The following is a 26,977-nucleotide window of genomic DNA, read 5'->3' as shown; positions in this document are numbered from 1 at the left end:
CCCGGTGGCGCGCGTCCTGCGCAACACTGAACCGGTGACCCGCGCAGACCTGAGCAAACAGCCGCACGACGTGGCCGCGATGTTCGACAACGTGGCCGAGGGCTACGACCGGACCAACGCGGTGGCGACGATGGGCCTGGAGAAGCTGGTCTGGCGGCCGGCGACGCTGGCCGAGATCGCCCCGCGCAAGGGGATGCGGATCCTCGACCTGGCCGCCGGGACCGGCGCGTCCAGCATCAAGCTGCGCGAGGCCGGCGCCGAGGTGGTGTCCTGCGACTTCTCGGTCGGGATGCTGCGGGTCGGCAAGCGGCGCTACCCCGAGCTCGCCCTGATCGCGGGCGACGCGCTGCACCTGCCGTTCGCGGACGAGAGCTTCGACGTGGTGACCATCTCGTGGGCGCTCAGGAACGTGAACGACGTCACGGTCGCGCTGCAGGAAATGCTCCGGGTGACCCGGCCGGGCGGGCGGCTCGTCGTACTCGAGCAGTCGCACCCGACGTGGAAGCCGTTCCGGGTGGCCTACCTGGAGTACATGATGCGCGCGGTGCCGGTGGTCGGTCGGCTGGTGTCGTCCAACCCCGAGGCGTACGAGTACCTCGCGGAGTCCACCCGCGCCTGGCTGCCGCAGGAGCCGCTGGCCCGCGCGATCGAGGCCTCGGGCTGGACCCACGTCCAGTGGGCCAACCTCACCGGTGGTCTGGTCGCCATCCACCGAGGCGTGAAGCCGAGTTAATTACGCAAGGAAAGCGGGACCTAAATCGCTTGCGGGCAAGGGAGTCCGGGTCGGTTTCGCGTCCTCGTCAGGCAGTCCTAGACTGTCGGGTGACCAGACCTCGTGAAGCGATTCACGAGGGTCCGGAGACCAACTGCCCCAACTCCAGGCCGGGATGAGATGAGCCAGAGCGTGCCGCACAGGCAGCAGGCCGAGACCGCTGATGTGATCGTCGTCGGCGCCGGGCCCGCAGGCTCGGCCGCGGCGTACCACCTGGCCAACGCCGGTCTCGACGTCCTGCTGCTGGAGAAGACCGCGTTCCCGCGCGAGAAGGTGTGTGGCGACGGCCTCACCCCGCGCGGGACCAAGCAGCTGATCAACATGGGGATCGACATCTCCGAAGAGGCCGGCTGGATCAAGAACTACGGCCTGCGGATCCAGGGCGCCGGGCACCAGCTGCAGCTGGACTGGCCCGACCTGGCCAGCCACCCGAACTACGGGCTGACCCGCAACCGGATGGACTTCGACGACATGCTGGCCCGCCAGGCCGTCAAGGCCGGCGCCCAGCTGCGCGAGCGGACCAACGTGACCGCGCCGATCCTCGACGACAAGGGCTTCATCGTCGGTGTGACGGCCAAGCCGGTCGACGACAACGGCCGCCGGGCCGGCGAGGACGTCGAGTTCCGCGCGCCGCTGGTGATGGCTGCCGACGGCAACTCTTCGCGGCTCAGCGTCTCGATGGGCCTGCACAAGCGCGACGACCGCCCGATGGGCGTGGCCGTGCGCACCTACTTCACCAGCCCGCGCCACGACGACGACTACCTCGAGTCGTGGCTGGAGCTGTGGACCGACGACCCGAACAACCCCGGCCAGCGCAACCTGCTGCCGGGCTACGGGTGGATCTTCGGGATGGGCGACGGCACGGTCAACGTCGGCCTCGGCATCCTGAACACCTCCGACGCCTTCGGCAAGGTCGACTACGCCGACCTGCTCAAGCAGTGGCTGAAGAACACGCCGGAGGAGTGGCAGTTCCGCGACGAGTTCCAGACCATCCCGATCCGGGGCGCGGCGCTGCCGATGGGGTTCAACCGGCAGCCGCACTACACCCGCGGCCTGATGCTGCTCGGTGACGCCGGCGGCATGGTGAACCCCTTCAACGGCGAGGGCATCCCGTACGCGATGGAGTCCGGGGCGTTCGCCGCGGAGGTCGCCGCGCAGGCGCTGCGCCGGCAGCCGAACCAGCGCGAGCGCGCGCTGTCGGCGTACCCGAAGGCGCTGAAGCAGGAGTACGGCGGCTACTACACGCTCGGCCGGGTCTTCGTGAAGCTGATCGGAAATCCGGAGGTGATGCGGCTGTGCACGAAGTACGGTCTGCCGCGCACCACGCTGATGAAGTTCACGCTGAAGTTGCTGGCCAACCTCACCGACCCGCGCGACGGCGACGTGATGGACAAGATCATCAACGGACTCACCAAGGTGGCCCCGGCCGCGTAAAAGCGGCGGGGCGAGTGACGTGAGCCACAGCGGTACTGATAACACAGTGCTGACTCGCAACAGGTAAATCAGGCGGCAGGACGACGCAAGAAGGAGGGAGCACCGACCGATGCACCCTTACGTACCGATCCTCGTGCTCGGCGTACTGGCGGCGATCTTCGTGGCGGGCACCTTGGTGACCAGCGCGGTGGTCGGCCCGAAGCGCTACAACCGGGCCAAGCTCGACAGCTACGAGTGCGGGATCGAGCCGACCCCGCAGCCTGTCGGCGGTGGCCGTTTCCCGGTGAAGTACTACATCACCGCGATGCTGTTCATCGTGTTCGACATCGAGATCATCTTCCTCTACCCGTGGGCCGTCGCCTTCGACCAGATGGCACTGTTCGGGTTGATCGAGATGGTCATCTTCATCGCAACCGTCTTCGTCGCCTACGCCTACGTGTGGCGCCGCGGCGGACTGGAGTGGGACTGACCTATGGGTGTTGAGGAACAGCTTCCGGCCGGCGTACTGCTGACCACCGTGGAAGGCCTGTCCGGGTACATGCGGAAGGCCTCGTTGTGGCCGGCAACCTTCGGGCTGGCCTGCTGCGCGATCGAGATGATGACGACGGGTGCGCCGCGCTACGACGCCGCCCGGTTCGGCATGGAGGTCTTCCGGGCCTCGCCGCGTCAGGCCGACCTGATGATCGTGGCCGGCCGGGTGAGCCAGAAGATGGCTCCGGTGCTGCGCCAGATCTACGACCAGATGCCGAACCCGAAGTGGGTGCTGGCGATGGGGGTCTGCGCCTCGTCCGGCGGCATGTTCAACAACTACGCGATCGTCCAGGGCGTCGACCACGTCGTACCGGTCGACATGTACCTGCCCGGCTGCCCGCCGCGGCCCGAGATGCTGCTGGACGCCTTCCTCAAGCTGCACGAGGACATCCAGAACGGCAAGCTCGGCGCGAACAAGAAGGCGCTGCAGGCCGAGCAGGAGGCCGCCGCGCTGACCGCGTCCCCGACGCTTGAACTGAAGGGTCTGCTCCGGTGAGCGACACCCAACCTGAAAACCTTCCGGCCACCACGACCGGCGGCGACGCTCAGACGCCGGCGGCCGAGGTCGTCGACCAGCGCGAGGGCATGTTCGGTGTCCGTGGCACCGGTGACACCTCCGGCTTCGGTGGCCTGCGCCGTCAGGTCGCGCTGCCCGGTGGCAGCGCGAAGCCGTACGGCTCCTGGTTCGACGGCGCGACCGAGCGGCTCGAGGGCCTGGTCGGTGACCAGGCGCTGGAGAAGGTCGTCGTCGATCGCGGCGAGCTGACCTTGCACGTACGCCGGGAGCGCCTGGTCGAGGTCGCGCAGCACATCCGCGACGACGAGGCCCTGCGGTTCGAGTTCTGCTCCGGCGTCAGCGGGGTGCACTACCCGAACGAGACCGGCCGTGAGCTGCACGCGGTCTACCACCTGCTCTCGATCACCCACAACCGGCGGATCCGGCTGGAGGTGTCCTGCCCGGACACCGACCCGCACATCCCGTCGATCGTGGGTGTGTACCCGGCCAACGACTGGCACGAGCGCGAGACCTGGGACTTCTTCGGCATCGTCTTCGACGGGCACCCGGCGCTGACCCGGATCCAGATGCCCGACGACTGGCCGGGCCACCCGCAGCGCAAGGACTACCCGCTCGGCGGCATCGACGTCGAGTACAAGGGCGCCGTCATCCCGCCGCCCGACACGCGGAGGTCGTACAACTAATGACCACTACAGACCCCTACGCCACCACCCGGGACACCACCGAGGGCAAGGTCTTCACCGTCACCGGTCAGGACTGGGACTCGGTCGTGGCCGGCCTGGCCGACGAGCCCGAAGAGCGGATCGTCGTCAACATGGGCCCGCAGCACCCGTCGACGCACGGCGTGCTCCGGCTGATCCTCGAGATCGAGGGCGAGACGGTGACCGAGGCCCGCTGCGGCATCGGCTACCTGCACACCGGTATCGAGAAGAACATGGAGTTCCGCTCCTGGACGCAGGGCGTCACGTTCTGCACCCGGATGGACTACCTGTCGCCGTTCTACAACGAGACGGCGTACTGCCTGGCCGTCGAGCGGCTGCTCGGGATCGAGGACCAGATCCCCGAGAAGGCCAACGTGATGCGGGTGCTCCTGATGGAGCTCAACCGGATCAGCAGCCACCTGGTCTGCATCGCCACCGGTGGGATGGAGATCGGCGCGCTGACCGTGATGACGATCGGGTTCCGCGAGCGTGAGATGACGCTGGACCTGTTCGAGCTCATCACCGGCCTGCGGATGAACCACGCGTTCATCCGTCCGGGCGGGGTCGCGCAGGACCTGCCGCCGGGTGCCCTGGACAAGATCCGGGACTACATCACCTGGATGAACAAGCACCTTCCGGAGTACGCCGAACTCTGCAACGCCAACCCGATCTTCAAGGCGCGGCTGCAGGACGTCGGGTACCTGGACCTCGCCGGCTGCATGGCGCTGGGCATCTCCGGCCCGCCGCTGCGCGCCGCGAACTACGGCCTCGACCTGCGCAAGACCCAGCCGTACTGCGGCTACGAGACCTACGACTTCGACGTGCCCACCTGGGACACCGCCGACTCGTACGGCCGCTTCCGGGTCCGGCTGCAGGAGATGTGGGAATCGCTCAGGATCGTCGAGCAGTGCGCCGAGCGCCTCGCCAAGATGGAGGGCGAGCCGGTGATGGTGGCCGACAAGAAGATCGGCTGGCCGAGCCAGCTGGCCGTCGGCAACGACGGGATGGGCAACTCCCTCGACCACATCAAGCACATCATGGGCGAGTCGATGGAAGCACTGATCCATCACTTCAAGCTCGTCACCGAGGGCTTCCGGGTACCGGCCGGCCAGGCGTACGTGGCGATCGAGTCGCCGCGCGGCGAGCTGGGCTGCCACCTGGTCTCCGACGGCGGCACCAAGCCGTACCGGGCGCACTTCCGTGACCCGTCCTTCGCAAACCTGCAGGCGATGCCGATCCTGTGCGAGGGCGCACAGGTCGCCGACGTGATCGTGGCCGTCGCCAGCCTTGACCCGGTGATGGGTGGAGTGGACCGCTAAATGGCCGAGAACCACGCTACGGCGACCGACAAGCAGGTGCCTTACAGCACCGGCGACTCGAAGATCTCAGAGACCACGATCGCGGAGATGCGCGAACTGGCCGCCCGGTACCCGGTCGGCCGTTCCGCGCTGCTGCCGATGCTGCACCTGGTGCAGTCGGTCGAGGGCCGGGTCACCCCCGAGGGCATCGAGGCCTGCGCCGACGTGCTCGGGCTGACCGGCGCCGAGGTCTCCGCGGTCGCCACCTTCTACACGATGTACAAGCGCCGCCCGGTCGGCGACTACCACGTCGGCGTCTGCACCAACACGCTGTGCGCGGTGATGGGCGGCGACCTGATCTTCGAGCGGCTGAAGTCCCACCTGGACGTCGGCAACGACGAGACCACCGAGGACGGCAAGATCACCCTCGAGCACCTCGAGTGCAACGCCGCGTGCGACTACGCGCCGGTGATGATGGTGAACTGGGAGTTCTTCGACGACATGACGCCGGAGTCGGCCACCCAGCTGGTCGACGACCTGCGCGAGGGCACCGAGGTGAAGTCGCCGCGCGGCGCCACCATCTGCACCTGGCGCGAGGCCGAGCGCGTGCTGGCCGGGTTCCCCGACGGCCGTGCCGACGAGGGCCCGACCGGTGGCAAGGCGACGCTGGCCGGTCTCCGGCTGGCCCGCGAGCGCAACTGGACCGCGCCGAACGGCAACCACGGTGGCGGCGGTGCGGCCGCCGAGCAGACGGTCTCGCCCGAGGCCGCCTCCGGCCCGCGGCCCGAGGACCAGCCGGGCAAGGAGTCCGGCACCGGTTCCCCGGCCACCCCCGACTCCCGGAAGGAGGACTGACCATGCTGACCCCGGTACTGTCCGACAACTGGGACCAGATCCGCGCCTGGCAGCTCTCGTCGTACCAGCGCTCCGGCGGGTACGACGCGTTGCAGACCGCGCTGCGGATGCAGCCGGCCGACGTGGTCACCGCCGTCAAGGACTCCGGTCTGCGCGGCCGCGGTGGCGCGGGCTTCCCGACCGGGATGAAGTGGTCGTTCATCCCGCAGGACAACCCGAAGCCGAAGTACCTGGTCGTCAACGCCGACGAGTCCGAGCCGGGCACCTGCAAGGACATCCCGCTGATGATGGCCTCGCCGCACACGCTGGTCGAGGGCGTCATCATCTCGTCGTACGCGATCCGTGCGTCGACGGCGTTCATCTACGTCCGCGGTGAAGTGCTGCACGTCGTACGACGGTTGCAGCAGGCCGTCGAGGAAGCCAAGGCCGCCGGTTTCATCGGCACGAACATCCTCGGCTCCGGCTACGACCTGGACGTCATCGTGCACGCCGGCGCCGGCGCCTACATCTGTGGCGAGGAGACGGCGCTGCTCGACTCGCTGGAAGGTCGTCGCGGTCAACCCCGGCTGCGTCCCCCCTTCCCGGCCGTGGCCGGTCTGTACGGCTGCCCCACTGTCATCAACAACGTCGAGTCGATCGCCTCTGTTCCCGCCATCATCAAGAACGGGCCGGACTGGTTCGGCACGATGGGCACCGAGAAGTCCAAGGGCATGACGCTGTACTCGCTGTCCGGGCACGTCGTCCGGCCGGGCCAGTACGAGGCGCCGCTCGGCATCACGCTGCGCCAGCTGATCGACCTGGCCGGCGGGGTCCGCGAAGGGCACCAGCTGAAGTTCTGGACCCCGGGCGGTTCGTCCACGCCGCTGCTGACCGAGGAGCACCTCGACGTCCCGCTGGACTACGAGGGTGTCGGCGCGGCCGGCTCGATGCTCGGTACCAAGGCGCTGCAGATCTTCGACGAGACCGTCTGTGTGGTCCGCTCGGTGCTGCGCTGGACCGAGTTCTACAAGCACGAGTCCTGCGGCAAGTGCACGCCGTGCCGTGAGGGCACCTGGTGGCTGGTCCAGATCCTGGAGCGGCTGGAGAAGGGCCAGGGCAGCGAGGCCGACCTCGAGACGCTGCTGGACCTGAGCGAGAACATCACCGGCCGCTCGTTCTGCGCGCTGGCCGACGGTGCGACCGCGCCGATCACCAGCTCGATCCAGCACTTCAAGGACGAGTACCTCGCGCACTTCACCCACGGCGGCTGCCCGTTCGACCCGATGGCGTCCACCGTCTTCGCGACCGCTGGAGCAAGCGCATGACCATCCAAGCCAATCCTCCTTCGGGCGCCGAGGTCGAGAAGGTCGACCTCGTCACCGTGACCATCGACGACATCGAGGTCAAGGTCCCGAAGAACACCCTGCTGATCCGGGCGGCGGAGAAGGCCGGGATCCAGATCCCGCGGTTCTGCGACCACCCGCTGCTCGACCCGGTCGGCGCCTGCCGTCAGTGCCTGGTCGAGATCCCCGACGCCGGCAACGGCCGGGGGATGCCGAAGCCGCAGGCCTCCTGCACGATCACCGTCGCGGACAACATGGTGGTCCGCACGCAGGTGACCTCGCCGGTCGCGGACAAGGCGCAGCACGGGATCATGGAGTTCCTGCTGATCAACCACCCGCTGGACTGCCCGGTCTGCGACAAGGGCGGCGAGTGCCCCCTGCAGAACCAGGCGATGACCAACGGGAACGGCGAGAGCCGCTTCGACGCGGTCAAGCGGACCTTCCCCAAGCCGATCAACATCTCCGCCGAGGTGCTGCTGGACCGCGAGCGCTGCGTGCTCTGCGCCCGCTGCACCCGGTTCTCCGAGCAGATCGCCGGTGACCCGTTCATCGCGCTGATCGAGCGCGGCGCGCTGCAGCAGGTCGGGATCTACGAGAAGGAGCCCTTCGAGAGCTACTTCTCCGGCAACACGATCCAGATCTGCCCGGTCGGCGCGCTGACCTCGGCGGCGTACCGGTTCCGCTCGCGGCCGTTCGACCTGGTGTCGGTGCCGTCGGTGGCCGAGCACGACTCCTCCGGTGCGGCGATCCGCGTCGACTACCGCCGCGGCAAGGTGATGCGGCGACTGTCCGGCGACGACCCGGCGGTCAACGAGGAGTGGATCTCCGACCGTGATCGGTTCGCGTTCAACTACGCGACCACCGGCGACCGGCTGACCCACCCGCTGATCCGCGAGGACGGCGAGCTGCGGCCGGCGTCCTGGCCGGAGGCGCTGAACTTCGCGGCGAAGAAGCTGACCGCCGCGCGCGGCAACGCCGCCGTCCTGACCGGTGGCCGGCTGACCCTCGAGGACGCCTACGCGTACTCGAAGTTCGCCCGTGTTGCCCTGGGCACCAACGACATCGACTTCCGGGCCCGCCCGCACTCGCCGGAGGAGGCCGACTTCCTGGCCGCCGCCGTCGCCGGTACGGGTCTGGGTACGTCGTTCGCCGACCTGGAGCGGGCCGGTGCGGTGCTGCTGGCCGGGTTCGAGCCCGAGGAGGAGGCGCCGACGGTGTTCCTCCGCCTCCGCAAGGGCGTGCGCAACCGCGGCACCAAGGTGTTCACGGTCGCGTCGCTCGCGTCGCGCGGTGTCGAGAAGCTCGACGGCGTCGTGGTCTCGACCACGCCGGGCACTGAAGCCGCCGTACTGGGTGACCTGGGCAACCAGGGCGACACCGGTGCGGCCGCGAAGGCAGCGCTCGGACCGGACGCGGTGATCATCGTCGGTGAGCGGCTCGCGACTGTGCCTGGTGCACTGTCCGCGGCGCTGCGGCTGGCGCTCGACACCGGCGCCCAGCTGGCCTGGATCCCGCGTCGTGCGGGTGACCGGGGTGCGCTCGAGGCTGGTTGCCTGCCGGGCCTGCTGCCCGGTGGCCGGCAGGTCTCGGACGTTCAGGCCCGGGTCGACCTGCAGGCCGCGTGGGGCGTCGAGAGCCTGCCCACCGCGGCGGGCCGGGACACCGGCGAGATCCTGGCCTCGGCCGGATCGCTGGCGGCCCTGGTCGTCGCGGGTGTCGAGATCGACGACCTGCCGGACCCGGCGGCCGCACTGGCCGCCCTCGAGGCCGCGCCGTTCGTGGTCAGCTTCGAGGTCCGCAGCTCACAGGTCACCGAGCACGCCGACGTGATCTTCCCCGTCGTACCGCCGGCCGAGAAGGACGGCACCTTCGTGAACTGGGAGGGCCGCGAGCGGCCGTTCCCGGTCGTGCTCAAGGTGCCGGCCGCGATGCCGGACGTCCGCGCGCTGGCCGCGCTGGCCCAGGAGATGGACCTGTCGCTCGGGTTCAGCACCCCGGCCGGTGCCAAGCGCGAGTACGACGAGCTCGGCCGCTGGGACGGCGACCGCGCGCAGGAGCCGACGTACCAGGCCGGTCCGTCGCTCGGCGCGTTCGACTCGACCCGGCTGTCGACCTGGCGGATGCTGATCGACGCCAGCCGCGGCAACGACGGTGAGCCGCACCTGGTCGCGACCGCGCGCACGCCGGTCGCCCGGCTGTCGCTGACGACCGCGCACCGGGTCGGCGTGACCGAGGGCGACGAGCTCGTGGTGAGCACCGACGCCGGCTCGATCCGGCTGCCGGTCGCGATCACCCCGATGACCGACAACGTGGTCTGGCTGCCGACGAACTCGGCCGACTCGCACGTACGGCGCGCGCTGCACGCCGACCACGGCTCGATCGTGACCATCGCCGGAGGAAACTCATGAGTCTCGTCGTCCCGCTGGCCGACGTACCGGACGCCGGTTTCGGCAACGACCCCTGGTGGGTCGTCGGCCTCAAGGTGCTGCTGGTCTTCGTCTTCCTGGTCGTCCTCACCCTGTTCAACATCTGGTGGGAACGCCGGGTCGTGGCGCGGATGCAGCACCGGGTCGGCCCGAACGTGCACGGCCCGTTCGGTCTGCTCCAGTCGCTGGCCGACGGTATGAAGCTGATGTTCAAGGAAGACCTGATGCCGAAGGGCGTGGACAAGTTCGTCTACGTCGCGGCGCCGGTGATCGTGTCGATCCCGGCCTTCCTGACCTTCGCGGTGATCCCGTTCGGCCCGACGGTGAAGATCCCGTTCACCGACACCTACACCCGGCTGCAGATCACCGACCTGCCGGTCTCGGTGCTGTACGTGATGGCGATCGCCTCGATCGGCATCTACGGCATCGTGCTCGGCGGCTGGTCGTCCAACTCGACGTACTCGCTGCTCGGTGGTCTGCGCTCCAGCGCCCAGATGATCTCGTACGAGGTCGCGATGGGCCTGGCGCTGGTGACGGTGTTCCTGTTCGCGGGCTCGATGTCCACCTCGGAGATCGTCGCCGCGCAGGGCTCGCACCAGTCGGTCAACCTGTTCGGTGCCGACATCCCGATCCCTGGGTGGTACGCGTTCCTGCTGTTCCCGTCGTTCGTGATCTACGTGATCTCGATGGTCGGCGAGACCAACCGGGCGCCGTTCGACCTGCCGGAGGCCGAGGGCGAGCTGGTGGCCGGCTTCCTGACCGAGTACTCGTCGATGAAGTACGCGATGTTCTTCCTGGCCGAGTACATCAACATGGCGACCGTGTCGGCGCTGGCCACCACGCTGTTCCTCGGCGGGTACCGAGCGCCGTGGCCGATCTCGATCTGGGACGGCGCGAACTCCGGCTTCTGGCCGGTGCTGTGGTTCGTCGGCAAGATGATGTGCTTCATCTTCTTCTACATCTGGCTGCGCGGAACGCTGCCGCGACTGCGCTACGACCAGTTCATGAAGCTGGGCTGGAAGATCCTGATCCCGGTCTCGCTGGGCTGGATCGTGCTGGTCGCCACCGTGCGCGCCGTCGGCCGTGAGGTCGAGTTCCAGCGCAACTGGCTGCTGCTGGCCGCCGGGGCCGTCGCGCTGGTCGCGGTGATCACGATGTTCCTGCCGCAGAAGAAGACCGACCCCGAACCCGAGGTGGACGACGCGGAGTTCGACGCGTTCGCCGGCGGGTTCCCGGTTCCCCCACCGCTCGTCAACACCCCGAGCCGAACCGAGACGAACAGTCGTAGCAAGGAAGGCAGCCGTGGCTAGCGTCAAAGAATCCCTCTGGGATCCCGTAGCGGGATTCGGGGTCACCTTCCGGACGATGTTCCGCAAGGTGTTCACCGAGGAGTACCCGTTCGAGAAGAAGCCGACCGCCCCGCGGTTCCACGGCCGGCACCAGCTGAACCGGTGGCCGGACGGCCTCGAGAAGTGCATCGGCTGCGAGCTGTGCGCGTGGGCCTGCCCCGCGGATGCGATCTACGTCGAGGGCGCGGACAACGAAGAGGGTGGGCGGATGTCGCCCGGCGAGCGGTACGGCCGGGTGTACCAGATCAACTACCTGCGCTGCATCCTCTGCGGACTCTGCATCGAGGCGTGCCCGACCCGGGCGCTCACGATGACCAACGAGTACGAGCTGGCCGACCGCAGCCGTGAGTCCCTCATCTACGAGAAGAAGGACCTGCTGGCGCCGCTCCTGCCGGGCATGGAGGAGCCGCCGCACGCGATGCAGCTCGGCACCACCGACAAGGACTACTACCGCGGCCTGACCGGCGCGGCGGTGCCCAGCGAGGGTGGTGGCGACAAGTGACGAGCCTCGTCACCGGCGGCCAGGTCGCGTTCTGGATGCTGGCGCCGGTCATGGTGCTGGCCGCGATCGCGATGATCCTGGTCCGCAAGGCGGTGCATTCGGCACTGCTGCTGGCCACGGTGATGGTCTGCCTGGCCGTGCAGTACGCCGCGCAGGACGCGCCGTTCCTGTTCGCCGTACAGATCATCGTCTACACCGGCGCCATCTTGATGCTGTTCCTGTTCGTGCTGATGCTGGTCGGTGTCGACGCGTCCGACTCCCTGGTGGAGACGATTCGCGGACAGCGCCTGCTCGCCGGGCTGGCCTTCCTCGGGATCGGCGTGCTGCTGGTCTTCGCGGTCGGCAACGCCGTGTACGGCGACCCGGTCGGGCTGAGCCAGGCCCAGCCGGACGGCAACCCGCACGGGATCGCCCAGCTGCTGTTCGGCAAGTACGTGTTCGCCTTCGAGGTGACCTCGGCGCTGCTGATCACCGCCGCGATGGGCGCGATGATGCTGGCCCACCGCGAGCGTCTGACCCGCCGGAAGACCCAGCGCGACCTGGCCGAGGAGCGGATCCGCAAGTACGCCGACCACGGCGTGCACCCCGGTCCGCTGCCGACGCCCGGTGTCCTGGCCCGGCACAACGCGGTCGACACCCCGGCGCTGCTGCCGGACGGGTCGATCGCGCCGACCTCGGTTTCGCGCGTCCTGCAGGCCCGTGGCACCGTGTTCCCCGAGAACGAGGAGCGCGACGAGATCGACACGGTCCGCCGGATCAGCGAAGGCGACCCCGGTGACCAGGTCCCGTCCGAGCCCGAGGGCACGGACCTGACCGGCTACGGCGAAGGAGACAAGCTGTGAGCACCGAGCCGTACATCATCTTGGCGGCGATCCTTTTCAGCATCGGTGCTCTCGGTGTTCTCGTACGCCGCAACGCCATCGTCGTGTTCATGTGTGTGGAACTGATGCTGAACGCCTGCAACCTGGCGTTCGTCAGCTTCGCCCGCCAGCACGGCAATCTCGACGGCCAGATCGCCGCCTTCTTCGTGATGGTGGTGGCCGCGGCCGAGGTCGTGATCGGCCTGGCGATCATCATGGCCATCTTCCGCACCCGTCGTTCGGCCTCGGTCGACGACGCCAACCTGCTCAAGTACTGAGGTAATCACCGATGAGTCATGAGCTCGCGTGGCTGCTGGTCGCGATCCCAGCGGTGTCGGCGGCGATCCTCCTGCTCGGTGGCAAGGCCACCAACGCCTGGGGACACCTGCTCGGCACCGCGGCGTCGCTGGCCTCCTTCGTCTGCGGTGCTGTCCTGTTCGTCCAGATGCAGGGCAGCGGCGCCGAGGAGCGGTCCGAGACGGTCAAGCTGTTCGAGTGGTTCTCGGTGGGCAGCGTGCACGTCGACGTCACCCTGCTGGTCGACCAGCTGTCCATCCTGTTCGTGCTGCTGATCACGGGTGTCGGGTCGCTGATCCACATCTACTCGATCGGCTACATGTCGCACGACCCGCGCCGGCGCCGCTTCTTCGCCTACCTGAACCTGTTCATCGCGGCGATGCTGCTGCTGGTGCTGGCCGCGGACTACCTGCTGGTGTTCGTCGGCTGGGAAGGCGTCGGTCTGGCGTCGTACCTGCTGATCGGCTTCTGGCAGGACCGGCACTCGGCCGCCACCGCCGCCAAGAAGGCGTTCGTGGTGAACCGGGTCGGTGACATCGGCCTCTCGCTCGCGGTGATGAGCATGTGGGCGCTGTTCGGCTCGTCCGCCTTCACCACGGTGAACGCCGGGGCCGAGGGGATGACGTCGACCTGGGCCACGCTGGTCGGCCTGATGCTGCTGCTCGCGGCCTGCGGCAAGTCCGCGCAGGTGCCGCTGCAGTCCTGGCTGCTGGACGCGATGGAGGGCCCGACCCCGGTCTCGGCCCTGATCCACGCGGCGACCATGGTCACCGCCGGCGTCTACCTGGTGACCCGCTCGCACGCGATCTTCGAGCAGACCGAGGTCGCCTCGACCGCGGTCGTCATCGTCGGCACCGTCACGGTGCTGGCCGGTGCGATCATCGGTTGCGCCAAGGACGACATCAAGAAGGCGCTGGCCGGTTCGACGATGAGCCAGATCGGCTACATGATGCTCGCCGCCGGTCTCGGCCCGGCGGGCTACGTGTTCGCGATCTTCCACCTGATCACGCACGGCTTCTTCAAGGCCAACATGTTCCTCGGTGCCGGCTCGGTGATGCACGGCATGAACGACGACGTGAACATGCGCCACTACGGTGCCCTGCGGACGTCGATGAAGATCACCTTCGCGACCTTCCTGATGGGCTACCTGGCGATCATCGGGTTCCCGGGCTTCGCCGGCTTCTGGAGCAAGGACAAGATCATCGAGGCCGCCTTCGCGGACAACTTCGTGATCGGGTTGTGCGCCCTGCTGGCGGCCGGCATCACCGCGTTCTACATGACCCGGCTGATGATGATGACCTTCTTCGGCAAGAAGCGCTGGGCCGAGGACGTGCACCCGCACGAGTCGCCCAAGGCGATGACGGTCCCGCTGATCGTGCTGGCGATCCTGTCGATCGGCGGCGGTGCGCTGTACTTCGCCGGCGAGTGGATCGTGCACTGGCTGGAGCCGGTGGTCGGGCACGAGGAGCACCACCCGCCGGTCAGCGCGCTGGTGATGACCCTGATCACGGTCGCCGTGGTCCTGGTCGGCGCCACCGTCGGGTACCTGCGCTACCGCCAGGAGATCCCGCGCGAGGCGCCGGTCAAGGTCTCGCCGGTCACCACGTTCGCCCGCCGTGACCTGTACGGCGACGCGCTCAACGAGGCGGTCCTGATGCGTCCGGGCCAGTACCTCACCCGGACGCTGGTCTGGCTGGACAACCGGGGCGTCGACGGCTCGGTGAACGGCCTGGCCGCACTCTTCGGCGGTCTGTCCGGCCGGCTCCGCCGGTTCCAGACGGGCTTCGTCCGTTCGTACGCACTCAGCATGGTCTTCGGCGCCGCTCTCGTGGTCGTCGCCCTCCTCGCGGTGAGGTTGTCGTGAACATCGGTTGGCTGACGTATCTGTTGCTCCTGCCTCTCGTGGGAGCCCTGGTCACCCTGGCGGTGCCCAAGGCCAAGGCCCTGCTGGCCAAGCAGGTCTCCCTGGTCTTCTCCCTGCTCACGCTGGTCCTGACCCTGGTGATCGCCGTCGGCTACCACCAGAACGGTGCGGCGGACTACGAGGAGACCCACACCTGGATCGCGGCCTTCGGCGCGCACTTCGCGCTCGGGCTGGACGGTGTCGGACTGGTGCTGCTGGTGCTCACCGCACTGCTCACCCCGATCGTCCAGCTGGCCTCGTGGAACGACGCGAAGACCGGTCGCTGGAGCGAGAAGTCCTTCTTCGTCTGGCTGCTGGTGCTGGAGGCGCTGTCGCTGGGGGTCTTCGCCGCCACCGACGTGTTCCTCTTCTACGTGCTGTTCGAGGCCACGCTGATCCCGATGTACTTCCTGATCGGTGGCTTCGGCGGCGCGCAGCGCTCGTACGCCGCGGTGAAGTTCCTGCTCTACTCGCTGCTCGGCGGGCTGCTGATGCTGGCCTCGGTGATCGGCCTGTACGTCGTGTCGGCCAAGGCCGGCGACCCGTCGTACCTGCTGACCGACATGATCAAGCTGGACATGTCGCAGAACACCGAGCGCTGGCTGTTCCTCGGCTTCTTCTTCGCCTTCGCGGTGAAGGCGCCGATGGTGCCGTTCCACACCTGGCTGCCGGACGCCGCCGCCGAGGCGACGCCGGGCACGTCGGTGCTGCTGGTCGGCATCCTGGACAAGATCGGCACCTTCGGGATGATCCGGTTCTGCCTGGGCCTGTTCCCGGAGGCCTCCAAGTGGGCCACCCCGGTGGTCCTGGTGCTCGCGCTGATCAGCGTTCTGTACGGCGCGCTGGTGGCGATCGGGCAGACCGACATCAAGCGGCTGATCGCCTACACCTCGATCTCGCACTTCGGCTTCATCGTGATGGGCATCTTCGCGCTCACCTCGCAGGGGCTGACCGGGTCGACGCTCTACATGTTCAACCACGGCCTGTCGACGGCGGCGCTGTTCCTGGTCGCCGGGTACCTGATCTCGCGCCGCGGTTCGGCGCGGATCGCCGACTACGGCGGCGTCGAGAAGGTCGCGCCGGTGCTGGCCGGGACGTTCCTGTTCGCCGGCCTGTCCAGCCTCGCGCTGCCGGGGCTGTCGCCGTTCATCAGCGAGTTCATGGTGCTCGCCGGCACCTTCAGCAAGCACAAGGTGATCGCCGTGATCGCGGTGGTCGGTATCGTGCTGGCCGCGCTCTACATCCTGATCATGTACCAACGCCTGATGACGGGTCCGGTACGGGACGGGATCGAGAAGCTGAAGGACCTGAACTTCCGCGAGGTGTTCGCGATCGCCCCGCTGGTGCTGCTGATCGTCGGCTTCGGGATCTACCCCAAGCCGGTGGTCGACATCATCAAGCCGGCGGTGGAGTCGACGATGCAGATCGTGGGCGTCACCGACAAGGCCCCCGAGATCCCCGTGACGGAGGGACAGAAGTGAGTGCAGTGCTGACGGCGCAGGTTCTGCCGCTGGCGGACTTCGTCGCACCGAAGATCGAGTACAACGAGCTGATGCCGTTGTTCGTCGTCTTCGGGGCGGCCTGCATCGGCGTCCTCGCCGAAGCGTTCCTCCCGCGCACCTGGCGTCACCTGGTCCAGGTCGCGATCGCGATCGTCGGCGTGGTCGTGGCCGGCGTACTGACCGTGCTGCTGATGGCCGACGAGAAGAAGCTGGTCACGGCCGAGGGCGCGATCTCCGTGGACGGCCCCGCGCTGTACACCTGGGTGATCCTGCTCGCGCTGACGCTGATCAGCCTGCTGCTGTTCGCCGAGCGCTCGGTCGACGGAGGCCTGTCGGCGTTCGCCGGCCAGGCGGCCGCCGTACCGGGCAGTGAGGCCGAGCGTGAGGGCACCGCGGCGAAGGTCGAGCACAGCGAGGTCTTCCCGCTGACGATGTTCGCGGTCGGCGGCATGATGCTGTTCGCGTCGGCCAACGACCTGCTGGTGCTGTTCGTCGCGCTCGAGGTCTTCTCGCTGCCGCTGTACCTGCTCTGCGGTCTGGCCCGGCGTCGCCGGCTCATCTCGCAGGAAGCGGCGATGAAGTACTTCCTGCTCGGCGCGTTCGCCTCGGCGTTCCTGCTGTTCGGCATCGCCCTGCTCTACGGGTACGCCGGCACCATGTCGCTCGGCGGCATCGCCGACGCGCTGGCCACCCAGACCGGTGGCGACGCGATCCTGCTGGCCGGTACCGGTCTGCTCGGGGTCGGCCTGCTGTTCAAGGTCGGCGCCGTGCCGTTCCACTCGTGGACGCCGGACGTCTACCAGGGCGCGCCGACGCCGGTCACCGGGTTCATGGCGGCCTGCACCAAGATCGCCGCGTTCGTCGGCCTGATGCGGGTCTTCTACGTCGCCCTCGGCGGAACGCGCTGGGACTGGGCGCCGATGATGTGGATCGTCGCGATCCTCACCATGGTGGTCGGCTCGATCGTCGCGATCACGCAGACCGACGTGAAGCGGATGCTGGCCTACTCCTCGATCGCGCACGCGGGCTTCCTGCTGACCGCGTTCATCGGGCTGGCCCAGGCCGGCAGCGGCGTGCTGAACGGGATCACCTCGACCCAGGCGGTGCTGTTCTACCTGGTCACCTACGGCTTCCCGACCATCGGTGCCTTCGCCGTCGTCACGCTGGTGCGCGACGCGGGCGGCGAGGCGACCCACCTGTCGCGGTGGGCCGGACTGGGCAAGAAGTCGCCGCTGCTCGGTGGCATCTTCGCCTTCTTCCTGCTGTCGTTCGCCGGCATCCCGCTGACCGCGGGCTTCACCGGCAAGTGGGCCGTGTTCACCGCGGCCTGGACCGGTGGCGCGTGGCCGCTGGTCGTGATCGCCGTGCTCTGCAGCCTGGTCGCCGCGTTCTTCTACGTCCGCGTGATCGTGCTGATGTTCTTCTCCGACCTGCCGGACGACGCTCCGGACGTGGTGCTGCCCGGGTGGCAGACCACGGCCGCCGTCGCCCTGGGTCTCGCCGCCACGGTGGTGCTCGGTCTGGTTCCCGGACCGATGCTCGACCTGGCGGCCCGTGCGGGTGAGTTCATCCGTTGAGTCCGACTCCGCTGCCGGCCGAGAGCCTGGGATTCGCGTTCGCCGACGAGGCGCTCGAGTCCCGGGTTCGTGCCGGGCTGGAACGGGTCGAGCAGGCGCTGCGCGACTCCACCCAGTCCGAGGCGCCGTTCGTCACCCAGGCGGCCCAGCACGTCATGGTTGCCGGAGGCAAGCGCTTCCGGCCGCTGCTGGTCCTGCTGGCCGCGGAGTTCGGGCCTCACCCTGAGGCCTCCGACGTGGTCGACTCGGCCGTTGTGGTCGAGCTGACCCACGTCGCGACCCTGCACCACGACGACGTGATGGACGAGGCGGCGCTGCGGCGCGGTGCGTCCACCGCGAACGCCGCCTGGGACAACTCGGTCGCGATCCTGGCGGGGGACTGGCTGTTCGCCCGGGCCTCCGACCTGGTCGCTTCGCTCGGGCCGGAGGCCGTCCGGATCCAGGCCCGTACGTTCGGCCGGCTGGTCGAGGGGCAGATCCGGGAGACGCTCGGCGTCGGCGAGGGACAGGACCCGCTCGCGCACTACCTGTCGGTCGTTGCCGACAAGACCGGCTCGCTGATCGCGACGTCGGCACTCTTCGGGGCCCGGTTCGCCGGTGCTTCGGAGGAGATCCAGGAGACGCTGCGCGCGTTCGGCGAGGAGATCGGCGCGGCCTTCCAGCTCGCCGACGACATCCTCGACGTCACCTCGGAGTCCGGCCAGTCCGGCAAGACGCCGGGCACGGACCTTCGCGAGGGTGTGCCCACGCTTCCGGTCCTGATCTTCGAGGCGCAGGCCGACCCGTCCAAGCCCGAGGACGCCCGCCTGACGGAGCTCCTGGCCGCCGACCTCACCGACGACGCGCGCCTGGCCGAGGCTCTGTCCGCGCTGCGGGCCCACCCGGCACTGCAGCAGGCCGAGGACGACGTACGCCGTCGAGCCGACGAGGCCCGCAAGCTCCTGGCGGCGCTCCCCGAGGGCATCGCCCGCGACGCGCTCGAGTCTCTCTGCGACCTGGTCGTCACCCGCTCGGTCTGACACCTGCCGGGGTGAGCAGTTCCTCCTTCACCCCGGCATCTTCTGTCGTGAAGACGATCTCTCTGACCTGATCAGCCTGTCCTCGGCTCAGCACTCTTGCGGAGAGCGCTCCCGGCACCACCAACGCAGGATCCTTGGCTGCTTGGTGGACCAGCTCCGGCCAGCGCCTGCTGTGCTTGGCCATGCTGGTCTCCCGTACGACGCGCTGCCGGTCCTCCTGTCCGCGCCGGGCGACCTCCTCCGGTACGTCGAGCATGATCAGGTGCACCGGCAACCCCGCCGTACGGGCTGCCCAGCCGATCAACCGCCGCGCCACCGGCCGGGTCGCGCAGTCGTGGATCACCAACGGCCCACCCCGCCGGATCGCAAGCACCACGCGCACGTAGTACGTCAGGTGCACGAGCGGCCGCCACACGGCGTACGGCACGCTCCCGAACACCGGCCGCCACTCATCGCGCGTGGTCGCCGAATCCAGCACTCGCACTGCGCTGCCCGGTGGGAACACCCGCCGCAGCAGCGTGCTCTTCCCGGCCCCGGGAATCCCGGCCAGCACCACCACCGACTCCGCCGGGTACCGAAGCACCCCAGTCGCCACCGCCGTACCAGCCACCGCGTCTCCCATCGCCGCTTTGCACGATGGTGACGCACAGCTCTGAGAACTTCCTTGGAATCAACTGAGAGTGGCTTTCTACCGCGCGATCCAGGTGGGGCTTTCGACGTAGTGGTTGTCGTAGGTGTCGGAGGTGGTGGCCAGGATCGCGGGGTCGGTGTCGCCGCGGTAGACGCCTTCGAGGAGGCGGTAGTAGTCGAAGCGGGGCTTGGCGTGGGTGAGGACGAAGAGCACCTCGGCGGTGGAGTCGCCGGCGGCTTCGAAGGCGTGCGGGGTGTTGGGCGGGACGACGAGGAAGTCGCCGGCGTGCAGGGTGGTGAGGGTTTCGTCGGTGAGGACGCGGAGGTTGCCGGTGAGGACGTAGAAGAGTTCGGAGGCCTCGCGGTGCAGGTGCGGGGGAGCGCCTTCCTTGCCGGGCTGGAAGATCGAGCGGTGGCTGGTCAGGTGGCCGTTGGTGGCGGGGGTGTCGGCGAGCAGGGTGACGCCGCTCGCGGACAGGACCTCGGCGTCGGTGCTGCGGACGATGATCGGTGCGGTCATGGTGTGACTCCTAACATAGATGATGAATGTCCAGAATTAGGTGATGACGTGATGCTGAGCGCCGTACGGGCGAAGCTCAGGACTTGAGGTTGGCGAACCAGGCGCGCGTGCTCTCCGGGGTCTGCGGGAAACCGCGCTCGACGTCGGCGACCAGGTCGGCGATCGTGCGGGCCGCCAGTTCGCGGCGGTAGACGACCTCGGCGCGGCGCATCGTGCTGGAGACCAGGCAGGTCTTGCGGTAGTCGGCCTTCGGGTCGGCCCCTGGCCCTTGTTTCAGGATTTGGGTGCAGCGGAAGGCGTCCTCCGGGCCGTCGATCGCGACGACGACGTCCAGAAGCGTGATGTCCTCCGGCCGCTTGGCCAGCTGGAAACCGCCCTTCGGGCCTGACGTCGACGACATGATGCCGGCTCGGGAGAGCGCTTGGAGCTGTTTGTTCAGGTAGGCCGTGGGTAGTTCGTAGAAGGCGGCGAGCTTCTTCGCGGTGACGGTCTCACCGGGGATCCAGCACAGGTTCACGCAGCTGTGCAGGGCCCACTCGACGCCCTCGTTCATCTTCATAACCTAGATCCTAAATGTCCAGAATAGACGTGTCAAGATCGTTCCATGGGCTCCGACGTACCGGACATGAACGCACAGACGAGGTTTCCGCGGGTGGTCGACCGGGCCACCTTCCAGAAGCAGGTCGACGAACTGCGGGTGCGGGAGAAGGCGCACATGCGGGAAGGCGACGCGATCGCTGCCGCGCGACGGCGGTTGCCGATGGTGGAGGTCGACGCGGGTCTGCAACTGACCGGCCCGGACGGCCCGACCACGCTGCTCGACGCTTTCGAGGGGCGTAGCCAGCTGATCGCGTACTACTTCATGTGGCATCCGGGCCATCCCGCGTCCGAGCAGTGCGAAGGGTGTACGTGGTGCACGACGCATGTTGCCGAGTTGTCGTACCTGCACTCGCGCGACATCACGTTCGCGGTCTTCGCGCAGGGGCCGTACGGCGAGAGCCGGCGCTACCGCGAGTTCATGGGGTGGACGATGCCCTGGTACTCGGCCGATCCGTCGAAGGCTGAGCTGCTCGTCGGGCGGACGGTGGGGATGATGCACCTGGTTTGCTACGTGCGCGACGGTGATCGGGTCTTCGAGACCTGGTGGACCACCAACCGCGGCGTGGAGGTCATGGACAACAGCTACTCGCTGATGGACCTCACTGTCCACGGCCGGCAGGAACAGCACGAGGACTCACCCGAGGGCTGGCCGCGGACGTGGGGCACCGACGAGAAGCCCGACCTGCACCAGGTCGACGGCCGCCCAACCGCCCAGTGGTCTCGCTTGCAAGCTGGACGATCGGACAACCTCGCGGACTGACTCGTTGCCTTCGGCAACCTCGTACCAAGAGAAGAAGAAAGTACGGGGTGCCGAGCGGCAACTCTCCGACGGGACTTCAGCTGCCGATGCGGGCGTTGTCTTTGCGCCAGATGCAGGAGATCGCGGGGCGCGGGTAGGTGTGGGTGTGTGGCCAGGTTGAGGCCGGCTTTTCGAAGGTTGCGTCGTCGGTTTCGCCGGGGTGCTGGACGGCGACGAACGCGGTCTTGTCGTCCTCGGAGACCAGTGGGCCGCAGGCTTCGGAGGCGAACGGGACGGACAGGAACTGCTTGACCTGGCCGCGCTTCGGGCCGGCTACCGGGACGGTGAAGATGCCGTCGTTGGAGCCGAGCACGTTGCCGTCGGTGGAGATCCACAGGTTGCCCGAGCCGTCGAAGGAGACGTTGTCGGGGCAGGAGATCGGGCTGACCTTCGACTTGTCGTAGCCGCCGAAGTAGGTCTCCTGCGCGGCTGGGTCGCCGCAGACCAGGAACAGGGTCCAGAAGAAGCCGGTCTTGGCCGCGTCGTCGCCTTCCTCGGTGAGCTCGAGGATGTACCCGTTGCGGTTGCCGGCCTTCTCGACCAGCGGCCCGCCGAGGGTGTCGCGGACGTGCGACGTCACCACCGGGTTCGCCTCGTCGGCCGGGAACTTCACGCCACGGTTGTCGTTGTTGGTCAGCGCCGCGTAGACCCGCCCGTTGACCGGGTTGCGCTCGACGTCCTCGGGCCGGTCCATCCGGGTCGGCCCGAGCTTGTCGGCGGCCATCCGGGTGTTGATCAGTACGTCGGCCACCGACATCCCGTCGACGAACGACTTCTTGTCGGTGGTCAGCGGCAGCCAGCGTCCGGTCCCGTCGTACAGGCCGTCGTCGGAGCCGTCACCGGCGAAGCGCGCGACGTACAGCGTGCCCTCGTCGAGCAGGCCGAAGTTGCGCTTGCGGTTGTCCGCGTCGTACTTGCCCGTCGAGACGAACTTGTAGATGTACTCGCCCTTCTCGTCGTCGCCGAGGTACACCGCGATCCGCCCGTCGGCGGTGAGCGTGGTGGTCGCGCCCTCGTGCTTGAGCCGGCCGAGCATGGTCCGCTTCTTCGGCGCGGCCTTCGGGTCGTACGGGTCGACCTCGACCACCCAGCCGGCCCGGAACACCTCGGTCGGCGTCTTGGCCAGGTCCCAGCGGGGGTCGACGATGCTCCACTCGCGCTCGGACTTGGTCACCGTCGTCGGTACGCCGTACCGCTTGTAGCTGTCGGTGTACTCGGCCGGGATCGCGCCGGTGACGTCGTAGTACCCGTTGAAGTTCTCCTCGCCGGACAGGATCGTGCCCCACGGCGTGACGCCGCCGGAGCAGTTCCCGAAGGTGCCGTAGGCAACCTTCCCGACGCGGCTGTCGGCGGCGGCCGGGCCGGTCACCTCGAACTTGGTGTTCGCGGTAATGCGCCGGTTGTAGCGGCTGCCGTCCTTGTCGCGGCGCCACTGGCCACCGCGGCCGACGCGCTCGATCTGGACCACCGACATGCCGTGCGCGGCCAGTCCGATCTTCGCGACCGTCTTGGCGTCGTACTTGCCGGTCGGGAACATCAGGTACTCGTCGGTGTACTCGTGGTTGCAGACCAGCAGCGCCTTCCGCTCGTCCTTGAGCGGCACGATCATCGTGTAGTCGTTGTTGTAGCCGAACTGCTTGGCCTGCGCCTCCGGCGTCTGCTTGTTCACGTCGAACTTCGGCGCACCGTGCGCGACCGGGTCGCCCCACGCGATCACGACCGCCTGGTCGTAGCCCTTCGGTACGACGATGTCGTCCTTGCGGTTCGGCGGTACGACGCTGTGGCTCAGCTCGCCGTGCGGGCCACCGAAGCCGGGGAAGGCGCCGTTGCCACGATCGCCGCTCAGCGCCGACGAGAAGTCCGCGGCGGCGGGCAGGTTCGCCGCGAGCGTCGCGACACCGGCGCCGGCCACACCGGCCGCGCCCAGCTTCAGCATGCCGCGCCGGGAGAAGGTGCTACGGGCAACGGTCTGGAAGTCGGTGTTGTCCGAGGTGTTCGGCGTCGCATGGTCGCACTGGCTGGCGCACTTCAGCGCGCAGGTGCGGTAGGTGCGCGACCCGTGGCGGGTGCCGAGCTGGCTGATCAGCGGCAGGAACTTGGGGCTCACGGCGGCGGCTCTCCGGTTCTCACAGGGGGATGTGGCCGCGAGCCTAGGGAGCCCAGACAGAAGTCAAGTGAAGCAAAGGTGAACAGTTAGGCGGCCGAGGCGGCAACGTCGACCACGGGGGTCCGCCGGCGTCGTACCAGCCCGTCCCAGGTGAACAGGGCCAGCGCGATCCAGACCAGCCCGAACCCGGCCCAGCGCATCGACGACATGTGCTCGTGGAACAGCGTCACGCCGACGACGAACTGCATGATCGGCGCGATGTAGTTCAGCAGTCCGAGCGTCGTCATCGGGATCCGCGTCGCGGCGGAGCCGAACAGCAGCAGCGGTACGGCGGTGATCGGCCCGCTCAGCAGCACCAGCGCGAGGTACCCGCCACCGTGCTCGGTCACCGTCGAGTGGCCCTGCAGCGACATCACCACGATCGCGATCACCGCGACCGGCGCCATCGTCGCCGACTCGACGGCCATTCCCTCCAGCGCGCCGGCATTGGCCTTCTTCTTGACCAGCCCGTAGAACCCGAACGAGAAGGTCAGCGCGATCGCGATCCACGGCGGCCGCCCGGCCTCGATGGTCAGCCCGACCACCGCGACGAACGCGATCGCCAGCGCGGTCCACTGGATCGCCCGCAGCCGTTCGCCGAGCACGAAGACGCCGAGCAGGACGGTGAACAGGGGAGTGATGAAGTACCCGAGTGAGGTCTCGACGACCCGGTTCTGCTCGACGCCCCAGATGTAGACACCCCAGTTGACCGAGATCAGCACCGCGCCGACGACCAGCGGCCAGCGCCGCCGCGGTTCGGCGAGGATCGCGCGGACCTGCCCGTAGTGCCGCAGTACGACGACCAGCAGGGCGATCGAGATCAGCGACCAGACGATCCTGTGGGCCAGCAGTTCGATGGCGCCGGAGTGGTCGAGCAAGCGCCAGTAGAGCGGGAAGAGTCCCCACAGCACGTACGCGGCGAAGCCCTGGAGGAAGCCCTTGCGCTGCTCTGACACGTCGTGAGCCTAAGCCCTGAGTCAGGGTCGTACAAAGATTTTGCTCATGACGTGAGATCGATCGCGGGGCCGCGCTGGTGCGATGCGGTTGGATGGAGTCGAGCACAGGAGGCGCTAGTGGGTGTGAGGACCGGTCTGGTCTCGGTGACGTTCCGCCAGTTGGCCGTCGAGGAGGTCGTCGACGTCGCCGCGGAGGCGGGTCTGGCGGCGATCGAGTGGGGTGGTGACGTGCACGTCCCGCTCGGCGATCTGGCCGCCGCCCGGAAGGCGCGGGCGCTCTGCGAGGAGCGCGGGCTGGCGATCGCGGCGTACGGGTCCTACCTGCGGGCCGGCAGCGTCGACCGCGAGGAGATCCGGACCGCGGTGACCACCGCGTCCGAGCTCGGTGCGCCCCGGATCAGGGTATGGGCCGGCACAGTCGGTACGGCGGAAGCCGGCGTCGGCGACCGGATGGCCGTGACCCGCGGCTTGGCCGAGCTGGCCGACGTCGCGGCCGGAGCCGGGATCGAGATCGCGATGGAGTTCCACCGCGGCACGCTGACCGACGAGGTCGACTCCACGATCACCCTGCTGCTGGACGTCGGCGCGCCCAACCTCACGACGTACTGGCAGCCGCCGGTCGACCTGGACGACGCCGCGTGCCTGGAGCAGTTGGAGGCGCTGATGCCGTGGCTCAGCACCGTCCACGTCTTCTCCTGGTGGCCCTCGAACAACCGCCTCCCTCTGACCGGCCGCGAGTCCCTGTGGCGCCCGGTCCTGCACCGCCTGTCGACCGAGGACCGCGAGATCAACGCCCTCCTCGAGTTCGTCGCCGACGACTCCGTCGACCAGCTCGCGACCGACGCCGCCAACCTGCACGCCTGGGTCTGAGCTACTCGGGTAGGTAGATCGCGACCACCAGGTCGCCGACAGTCGGGGTCTTGCCGGTCTGGCGGAGCTCGAAGGAGCCGGCGGCCTGGGACGGTACGGCGTCGAAGAAGATCGAGCCGGCGGCGCCATCGGCCGGGTGGACGGTGAACTGCTCACCGCCGGTGGTCCCTGCGATCTCGAACGAGTGCGGCCCGGGAACGCCGACCGTGCCGAAGGCGACCAGGCACGGGGTGAAGCCCGGAGTGTCGAGTCCCGCGCCCTGTGGGCCTGCTCCTGAGACGACCGGTGCGGTCATGCTGTCGGCCCACCGATAGATCCGGCCGTGGTGCTGGATGCGCAGGGGCAGCCAGTAGCCCTCGCGGACCTCGCGGCCCGGGCCCCGGGCGTAGACGCCGACGCCGGTGACCATGCCGTCGCGCACGATCGGGCGATTGTTGCCGTCGACCACCGTCGCGGTGACCTGGTACGACTTGGCGAGCTGGATCCCGAGGCCCGGTACGCCGATCCCCGGCTGTTCGCCGGCCTGCGGCTCGGGGAACCTCGTACAAGGGCGTGACGTCACGGCCCGGCCGTCGATCCGGACGACCACCTTGGCCAGCTCGGCGGCGGCCGGCTCGCCAGGCAGCGCGCAGAACGCGCGGAAGTCGACCAGCTCCTGGGCCGCGTCGAACTGGAACGAGACCGAGCTGCCGCCGATCTGAGCGTCCAGCAGCTCGGCGTCGGCGACCTTCGCCTGGTACCGGATGCCGTTCTTCACGTAGTCCTTCGGCGAGGGGACGATCTTCGCGCTCGGCAGGCCGTCGGGCAGCGCCGCGGTGGGAACGCTGACCGACGGCGTCGGCGAGGTCGCGGGCTCGGTCCGGTCGAGCATCCCACTGCTGCTGCCGATGGCCGCCGCGGCGACGACCGCGCAGCAGACGGCCGCGACGCCGGCGCCGGTGGCGATCCGGCGACGGCGGATCCGGCCGGCCCGTCGGCGCAGGGTGTGCAGCGGGGCCGGCTCGGCCAGGTCGATCTCGTCGGCCTGGTCGTGCAGCCGGTCGCGGAGTTCGTCGAGGTTCATGACTGCTCCAGGGCCTGGTCGAGGACAGCGGGATCGATGCGGAGCTTCGCGAGAGCCCGGCTGGTCTGGCTCTTCACGGTGCCTACCGAGCAGCCGAGGACTCGAGCGGTATCGGCCTCGGACAGGTCCTCGTAGAAGCGCAGTACGACGACCGCGCGCATCCGGCGCGGGAGCCGGCGGAGCGCGCTGCTGAGGTCGGTGCGGAGCTCGGTGCCGGCCTGACCGCCGTCGGCGCCGTACTGCGGTAGCTCTTCGGTCGGGTACTCGCTGTTCCAGCGGCGGCGCCACCAGGCGGTGTAGGTGTTCACCATCGTCCGGTGGACGTACGCCGCGGGGTCGTCGACCCGGTGCCAGGCGAGCCAGCACTTGGCCAGCGTCGCCTGCACCAGGTCCTCGGCCAGCGCCCTGTCCTGGGTCAGCAGGTAGGCGGTCCGCAGCAGGCCGCCGTACCGGGTGGAGGCGAAGTCCTCGAACTCCACCCGGCCTTGTCTGGTCATCCGCACACTGTCACGAGCGGCTGGACCGCCC

Annotated in this window: 26 protein-coding genes; 19 read left to right on the top strand and 7 right to left on the bottom strand. The window is 68.6% G+C overall.

Annotated features, from left to right (window positions below):
* Nucleotides 1-34: 34 nt before the first annotated feature.
* From ACYVIO_RS01635 to ACYVIO_RS01555, 17 genes are all read left to right on the top strand, one after another.
* Entirely contained in the window at nt 35-733 is a 699-nt protein-coding gene (locus ACYVIO_RS01635) for a demethylmenaquinone methyltransferase (RefSeq protein ID WP_460648824.1), read from the top strand.
* 159 nt (nt 734-892) lie between these two features.
* On the top strand, nt 893-2,206 hold the full coding sequence (locus tag ACYVIO_RS01630; protein WP_184799105.1) for a geranylgeranyl reductase family protein: 1,314 nt from the start codon (nt 893-895) through the stop codon (nt 2,204-2,206).
* Nucleotides 2,207-2,315: 109 nt separating this feature from the next.
* Complete coding sequence (locus tag ACYVIO_RS01625) at nt 2,316-2,675, top strand: NADH-quinone oxidoreductase subunit A (protein ID WP_184799103.1); 360 nt, start codon at nt 2,316-2,318, stop codon at nt 2,673-2,675.
* Between the two features lie 3 nt (nt 2,676-2,678).
* Nucleotides 2,679-3,233: a NuoB/complex I 20 kDa subunit family protein gene (locus ACYVIO_RS01620; RefSeq protein ID WP_184799101.1), complete on the top strand. Its 555-nt coding sequence runs from the start codon at nt 2,679-2,681 to the stop codon at nt 3,231-3,233.
* A complete protein-coding gene (locus tag ACYVIO_RS01615; RefSeq protein ID WP_460648823.1) occupies nt 3,230-3,937 on the top strand; it encodes an NADH-quinone oxidoreductase subunit C in 708 nt (235 codons plus the stop codon). The genes ACYVIO_RS01620 and ACYVIO_RS01615 overlap by 4 nt, the downstream gene beginning before the upstream one ends.
* Nucleotides 3,937-5,274, top strand: a complete 1,338-nt coding sequence (locus tag ACYVIO_RS01610) for an NADH-quinone oxidoreductase subunit D (RefSeq protein WP_460648822.1) — start codon at nt 3,937-3,939, stop codon at nt 5,272-5,274. Before ACYVIO_RS01615 ends, ACYVIO_RS01610 begins: the two co-directional genes overlap by 1 nt.
* Entirely contained in the window at nt 5,275-6,108 is an 834-nt protein-coding gene (gene nuoE, locus ACYVIO_RS01605; protein WP_460648821.1) for an NADH-quinone oxidoreductase subunit NuoE, read from the top strand.
* 2 nt (nt 6,109-6,110) lie between these two features.
* Nucleotides 6,111-7,412, top strand: a complete 1,302-nt coding sequence (nuoF, locus tag ACYVIO_RS01600; RefSeq protein ID WP_460648820.1) for an NADH-quinone oxidoreductase subunit NuoF — start codon at nt 6,111-6,113, stop codon at nt 7,410-7,412.
* Complete coding sequence (locus ACYVIO_RS01595) at nt 7,409-9,838, top strand: NADH-quinone oxidoreductase subunit G (protein WP_460648819.1); 2,430 nt, start codon at nt 7,409-7,411, stop codon at nt 9,836-9,838. The genes nuoF and ACYVIO_RS01595 overlap by 4 nt, the downstream gene beginning before the upstream one ends.
* Nucleotides 9,835-11,166: an NADH-quinone oxidoreductase subunit NuoH gene (gene nuoH, locus ACYVIO_RS01590; protein WP_460648818.1), complete on the top strand. Its 1,332-nt coding sequence runs from the start codon at nt 9,835-9,837 to the stop codon at nt 11,164-11,166. Before ACYVIO_RS01595 ends, nuoH begins: the two co-directional genes overlap by 4 nt.
* Nucleotides 11,159-11,707, top strand: a complete 549-nt coding sequence (gene nuoI / locus ACYVIO_RS01585) for an NADH-quinone oxidoreductase subunit NuoI (RefSeq protein WP_460648817.1) — start codon at nt 11,159-11,161, stop codon at nt 11,705-11,707. Before nuoH ends, nuoI begins: the two co-directional genes overlap by 8 nt.
* Nucleotides 11,704-12,549 (top strand): NADH-quinone oxidoreductase subunit J, encoded by an 846-nt coding sequence (locus ACYVIO_RS01580; RefSeq protein WP_460648816.1) that lies wholly within the window; start codon nt 11,704-11,706, stop codon nt 12,547-12,549. Before nuoI ends, ACYVIO_RS01580 begins: the two co-directional genes overlap by 4 nt.
* On the top strand, nt 12,546-12,845 hold the full coding sequence (gene nuoK, locus ACYVIO_RS01575; RefSeq protein WP_077019076.1) for an NADH-quinone oxidoreductase subunit NuoK: 300 nt from the start codon (nt 12,546-12,548) through the stop codon (nt 12,843-12,845). Before ACYVIO_RS01580 ends, nuoK begins: the two co-directional genes overlap by 4 nt.
* 11 nt (nt 12,846-12,856) lie before the next feature.
* Complete coding sequence (nuoL, locus tag ACYVIO_RS01570; protein ID WP_460648815.1) at nt 12,857-14,728, top strand: NADH-quinone oxidoreductase subunit L; 1,872 nt, start codon at nt 12,857-12,859, stop codon at nt 14,726-14,728.
* Nucleotides 14,725-16,248 (top strand): NADH-quinone oxidoreductase subunit M, encoded by a 1,524-nt coding sequence (locus ACYVIO_RS01565; protein WP_460648814.1) that lies wholly within the window; start codon nt 14,725-14,727, stop codon nt 16,246-16,248. Before nuoL ends, ACYVIO_RS01565 begins: the two co-directional genes overlap by 4 nt.
* Nucleotides 16,245-17,846, top strand: a complete 1,602-nt coding sequence (gene nuoN, locus ACYVIO_RS01560; protein ID WP_460648813.1) for an NADH-quinone oxidoreductase subunit NuoN — start codon at nt 16,245-16,247, stop codon at nt 17,844-17,846. The genes ACYVIO_RS01565 and nuoN overlap by 4 nt, the downstream gene beginning before the upstream one ends.
* Nucleotides 17,843-18,865 carry a polyprenyl synthetase family protein gene (locus ACYVIO_RS01555; protein ID WP_460648812.1) on the top strand — a complete coding sequence of 341 codons (1,023 nt, stop codon included), beginning with the start codon at nt 17,843-17,845 and terminating at the stop codon, nt 18,863-18,865. Before nuoN ends, ACYVIO_RS01555 begins: the two co-directional genes overlap by 4 nt.
* Here ACYVIO_RS01555 and ACYVIO_RS01550 read toward each other — a convergent pair.
* The 3 genes from ACYVIO_RS01550 to ACYVIO_RS01540 all read right to left on the bottom strand — a co-directional run bounded on the left by ACYVIO_RS01550 (nt 18,849) and on the right by ACYVIO_RS01540 (nt 20,574).
* Entirely contained in the window at nt 18,849-19,487 is a 639-nt protein-coding gene (locus ACYVIO_RS01550; protein WP_460648811.1) for an AAA family ATPase, read from the bottom strand. The two genes, ACYVIO_RS01555 and ACYVIO_RS01550, sit on opposite strands and share 17 nt — an antisense overlap.
* Nucleotides 19,488-19,553: 66 nt before the next feature.
* Nucleotides 19,554-20,015 (bottom strand): cupin domain-containing protein, encoded by a 462-nt coding sequence (locus ACYVIO_RS01545; RefSeq protein WP_460648810.1) that lies wholly within the window; start codon nt 20,013-20,015, stop codon nt 19,554-19,556.
* A gap of 76 nt (nt 20,016-20,091) precedes the next feature.
* A complete protein-coding gene (locus ACYVIO_RS01540) occupies nt 20,092-20,574 on the bottom strand; it encodes an RrF2 family transcriptional regulator (RefSeq protein ID WP_460648809.1) in 483 nt (160 codons plus the stop codon).
* Nucleotides 20,575-20,619: 45 nt separating this feature from the next.
* Between ACYVIO_RS01540 and ACYVIO_RS01535 the strand changes: the two genes are divergently transcribed.
* Nucleotides 20,620-21,375 (top strand): DUF899 family protein, encoded by a 756-nt coding sequence (locus ACYVIO_RS01535; RefSeq protein WP_460648808.1) that lies wholly within the window; start codon nt 20,620-20,622, stop codon nt 21,373-21,375.
* A gap of 76 nt (nt 21,376-21,451) precedes the next feature.
* Here the strand turns inward: ACYVIO_RS01535 and ACYVIO_RS01530 are convergent, their stop codons facing one another.
* Both ACYVIO_RS01530 and rarD read right to left on the bottom strand, forming a co-directional pair.
* On the bottom strand, nt 21,452-23,521 hold the full coding sequence (locus tag ACYVIO_RS01530; RefSeq protein WP_460648807.1) for a PhoX family protein: 2,070 nt from the start codon (nt 23,519-23,521) through the stop codon (nt 21,452-21,454).
* An 86-nt stretch (nt 23,522-23,607) separates the two neighbouring features.
* Nucleotides 23,608-24,516 carry an EamA family transporter RarD gene (gene rarD, locus ACYVIO_RS01525; protein ID WP_460648806.1) on the bottom strand — a complete coding sequence of 303 codons (909 nt, stop codon included), beginning with the start codon at nt 24,514-24,516 and terminating at the stop codon, nt 23,608-23,610.
* 117 nt (nt 24,517-24,633) lie between these two features.
* Between rarD and ACYVIO_RS01520 the strand changes: the two genes are divergently transcribed.
* The gene (locus ACYVIO_RS01520; RefSeq protein ID WP_460648805.1) at nt 24,634-25,386 is read left to right on the top strand and encodes a sugar phosphate isomerase/epimerase family protein; all 753 of its coding nucleotides are present in this window, start codon (nt 24,634-24,636) and stop codon (nt 25,384-25,386) included.
* A gap of 1 nt (nt 25,387) precedes the next feature.
* Here the strand turns inward: ACYVIO_RS01520 and ACYVIO_RS01515 are convergent, their stop codons facing one another.
* Both ACYVIO_RS01515 and ACYVIO_RS01510 read right to left on the bottom strand, forming a co-directional pair.
* A complete protein-coding gene (locus ACYVIO_RS01515) occupies nt 25,388-26,449 on the bottom strand; it encodes a hypothetical protein (protein WP_460648804.1) in 1,062 nt (353 codons plus the stop codon).
* Complete coding sequence (locus ACYVIO_RS01510) at nt 26,446-26,946, bottom strand: SigE family RNA polymerase sigma factor (RefSeq protein WP_460648803.1); 501 nt, start codon at nt 26,944-26,946, stop codon at nt 26,446-26,448. The genes ACYVIO_RS01515 and ACYVIO_RS01510 overlap by 4 nt, the downstream gene beginning before the upstream one ends.
* Nucleotides 26,947-26,977: the final 31 nt, after the last annotated feature.

This window comes from Kribbella endophytica (assembly GCF_054781295.1).
This window is presented reverse-complemented; position numbering and strand designations above follow the sequence as displayed.

Excerpts from the sequence above, each read along its gene's own strand:
- ACYVIO_RS01540 (WP_460648809.1), bottom strand. The coding sequence starts at position 20,574 with ATGAAGATGAACGAGGGCGTCGAGTGGGCCCTGCACAGCTGCGTGAAC.
- ACYVIO_RS01630 (WP_184799105.1), top strand. The coding sequence starts at position 893 with ATGAGCCAGAGCGTGCCGCACAGGCAGCAGGCCGAGACCGCTGATGTG.
- nuoL (WP_460648815.1), top strand. The coding sequence starts at position 12,857 with ATGAGTCATGAGCTCGCGTGGCTGCTGGTCGCGATCCCAGCGGTGTCG.
- ACYVIO_RS01545 (WP_460648810.1), bottom strand. The coding sequence starts at position 20,015 with ATGACCGCACCGATCATCGTCCGCAGCACCGACGCCGAGGTCCTGTCC.
- nuoH (WP_460648818.1), top strand. The coding sequence starts at position 9,835 with ATGAGTCTCGTCGTCCCGCTGGCCGACGTACCGGACGCCGGTTTCGGC.
- ACYVIO_RS01610 (WP_460648822.1), top strand. The coding sequence starts at position 3,937 with ATGACCACTACAGACCCCTACGCCACCACCCGGGACACCACCGAGGGC.
- ACYVIO_RS01515 (WP_460648804.1), bottom strand. The coding sequence starts at position 26,449 with ATGAACCTCGACGAACTCCGCGACCGGCTGCACGACCAGGCCGACGAG.
- nuoF (WP_460648820.1), top strand. The coding sequence starts at position 6,111 with ATGCTGACCCCGGTACTGTCCGACAACTGGGACCAGATCCGCGCCTGG.
- ACYVIO_RS01620 (WP_184799101.1), top strand. The coding sequence starts at position 2,679 with ATGGGTGTTGAGGAACAGCTTCCGGCCGGCGTACTGCTGACCACCGTG.
- ACYVIO_RS01550 (WP_460648811.1), bottom strand. The coding sequence starts at position 19,487 with ATGGGAGACGCGGTGGCTGGTACGGCGGTGGCGACTGGGGTGCTTCGG.
- ACYVIO_RS01510 (WP_460648803.1), bottom strand. The coding sequence starts at position 26,946 with ATGACCAGACAAGGCCGGGTGGAGTTCGAGGACTTCGCCTCCACCCGG.
- ACYVIO_RS01595 (WP_460648819.1), top strand. The coding sequence starts at position 7,409 with ATGACCATCCAAGCCAATCCTCCTTCGGGCGCCGAGGTCGAGAAGGTC.
- nuoE (WP_460648821.1), top strand. The coding sequence starts at position 5,275 with ATGGCCGAGAACCACGCTACGGCGACCGACAAGCAGGTGCCTTACAGC.
- ACYVIO_RS01625 (WP_184799103.1), top strand. The coding sequence starts at position 2,316 with ATGCACCCTTACGTACCGATCCTCGTGCTCGGCGTACTGGCGGCGATC.
- ACYVIO_RS01535 (WP_460648808.1), top strand. The coding sequence starts at position 20,620 with ATGGGCTCCGACGTACCGGACATGAACGCACAGACGAGGTTTCCGCGG.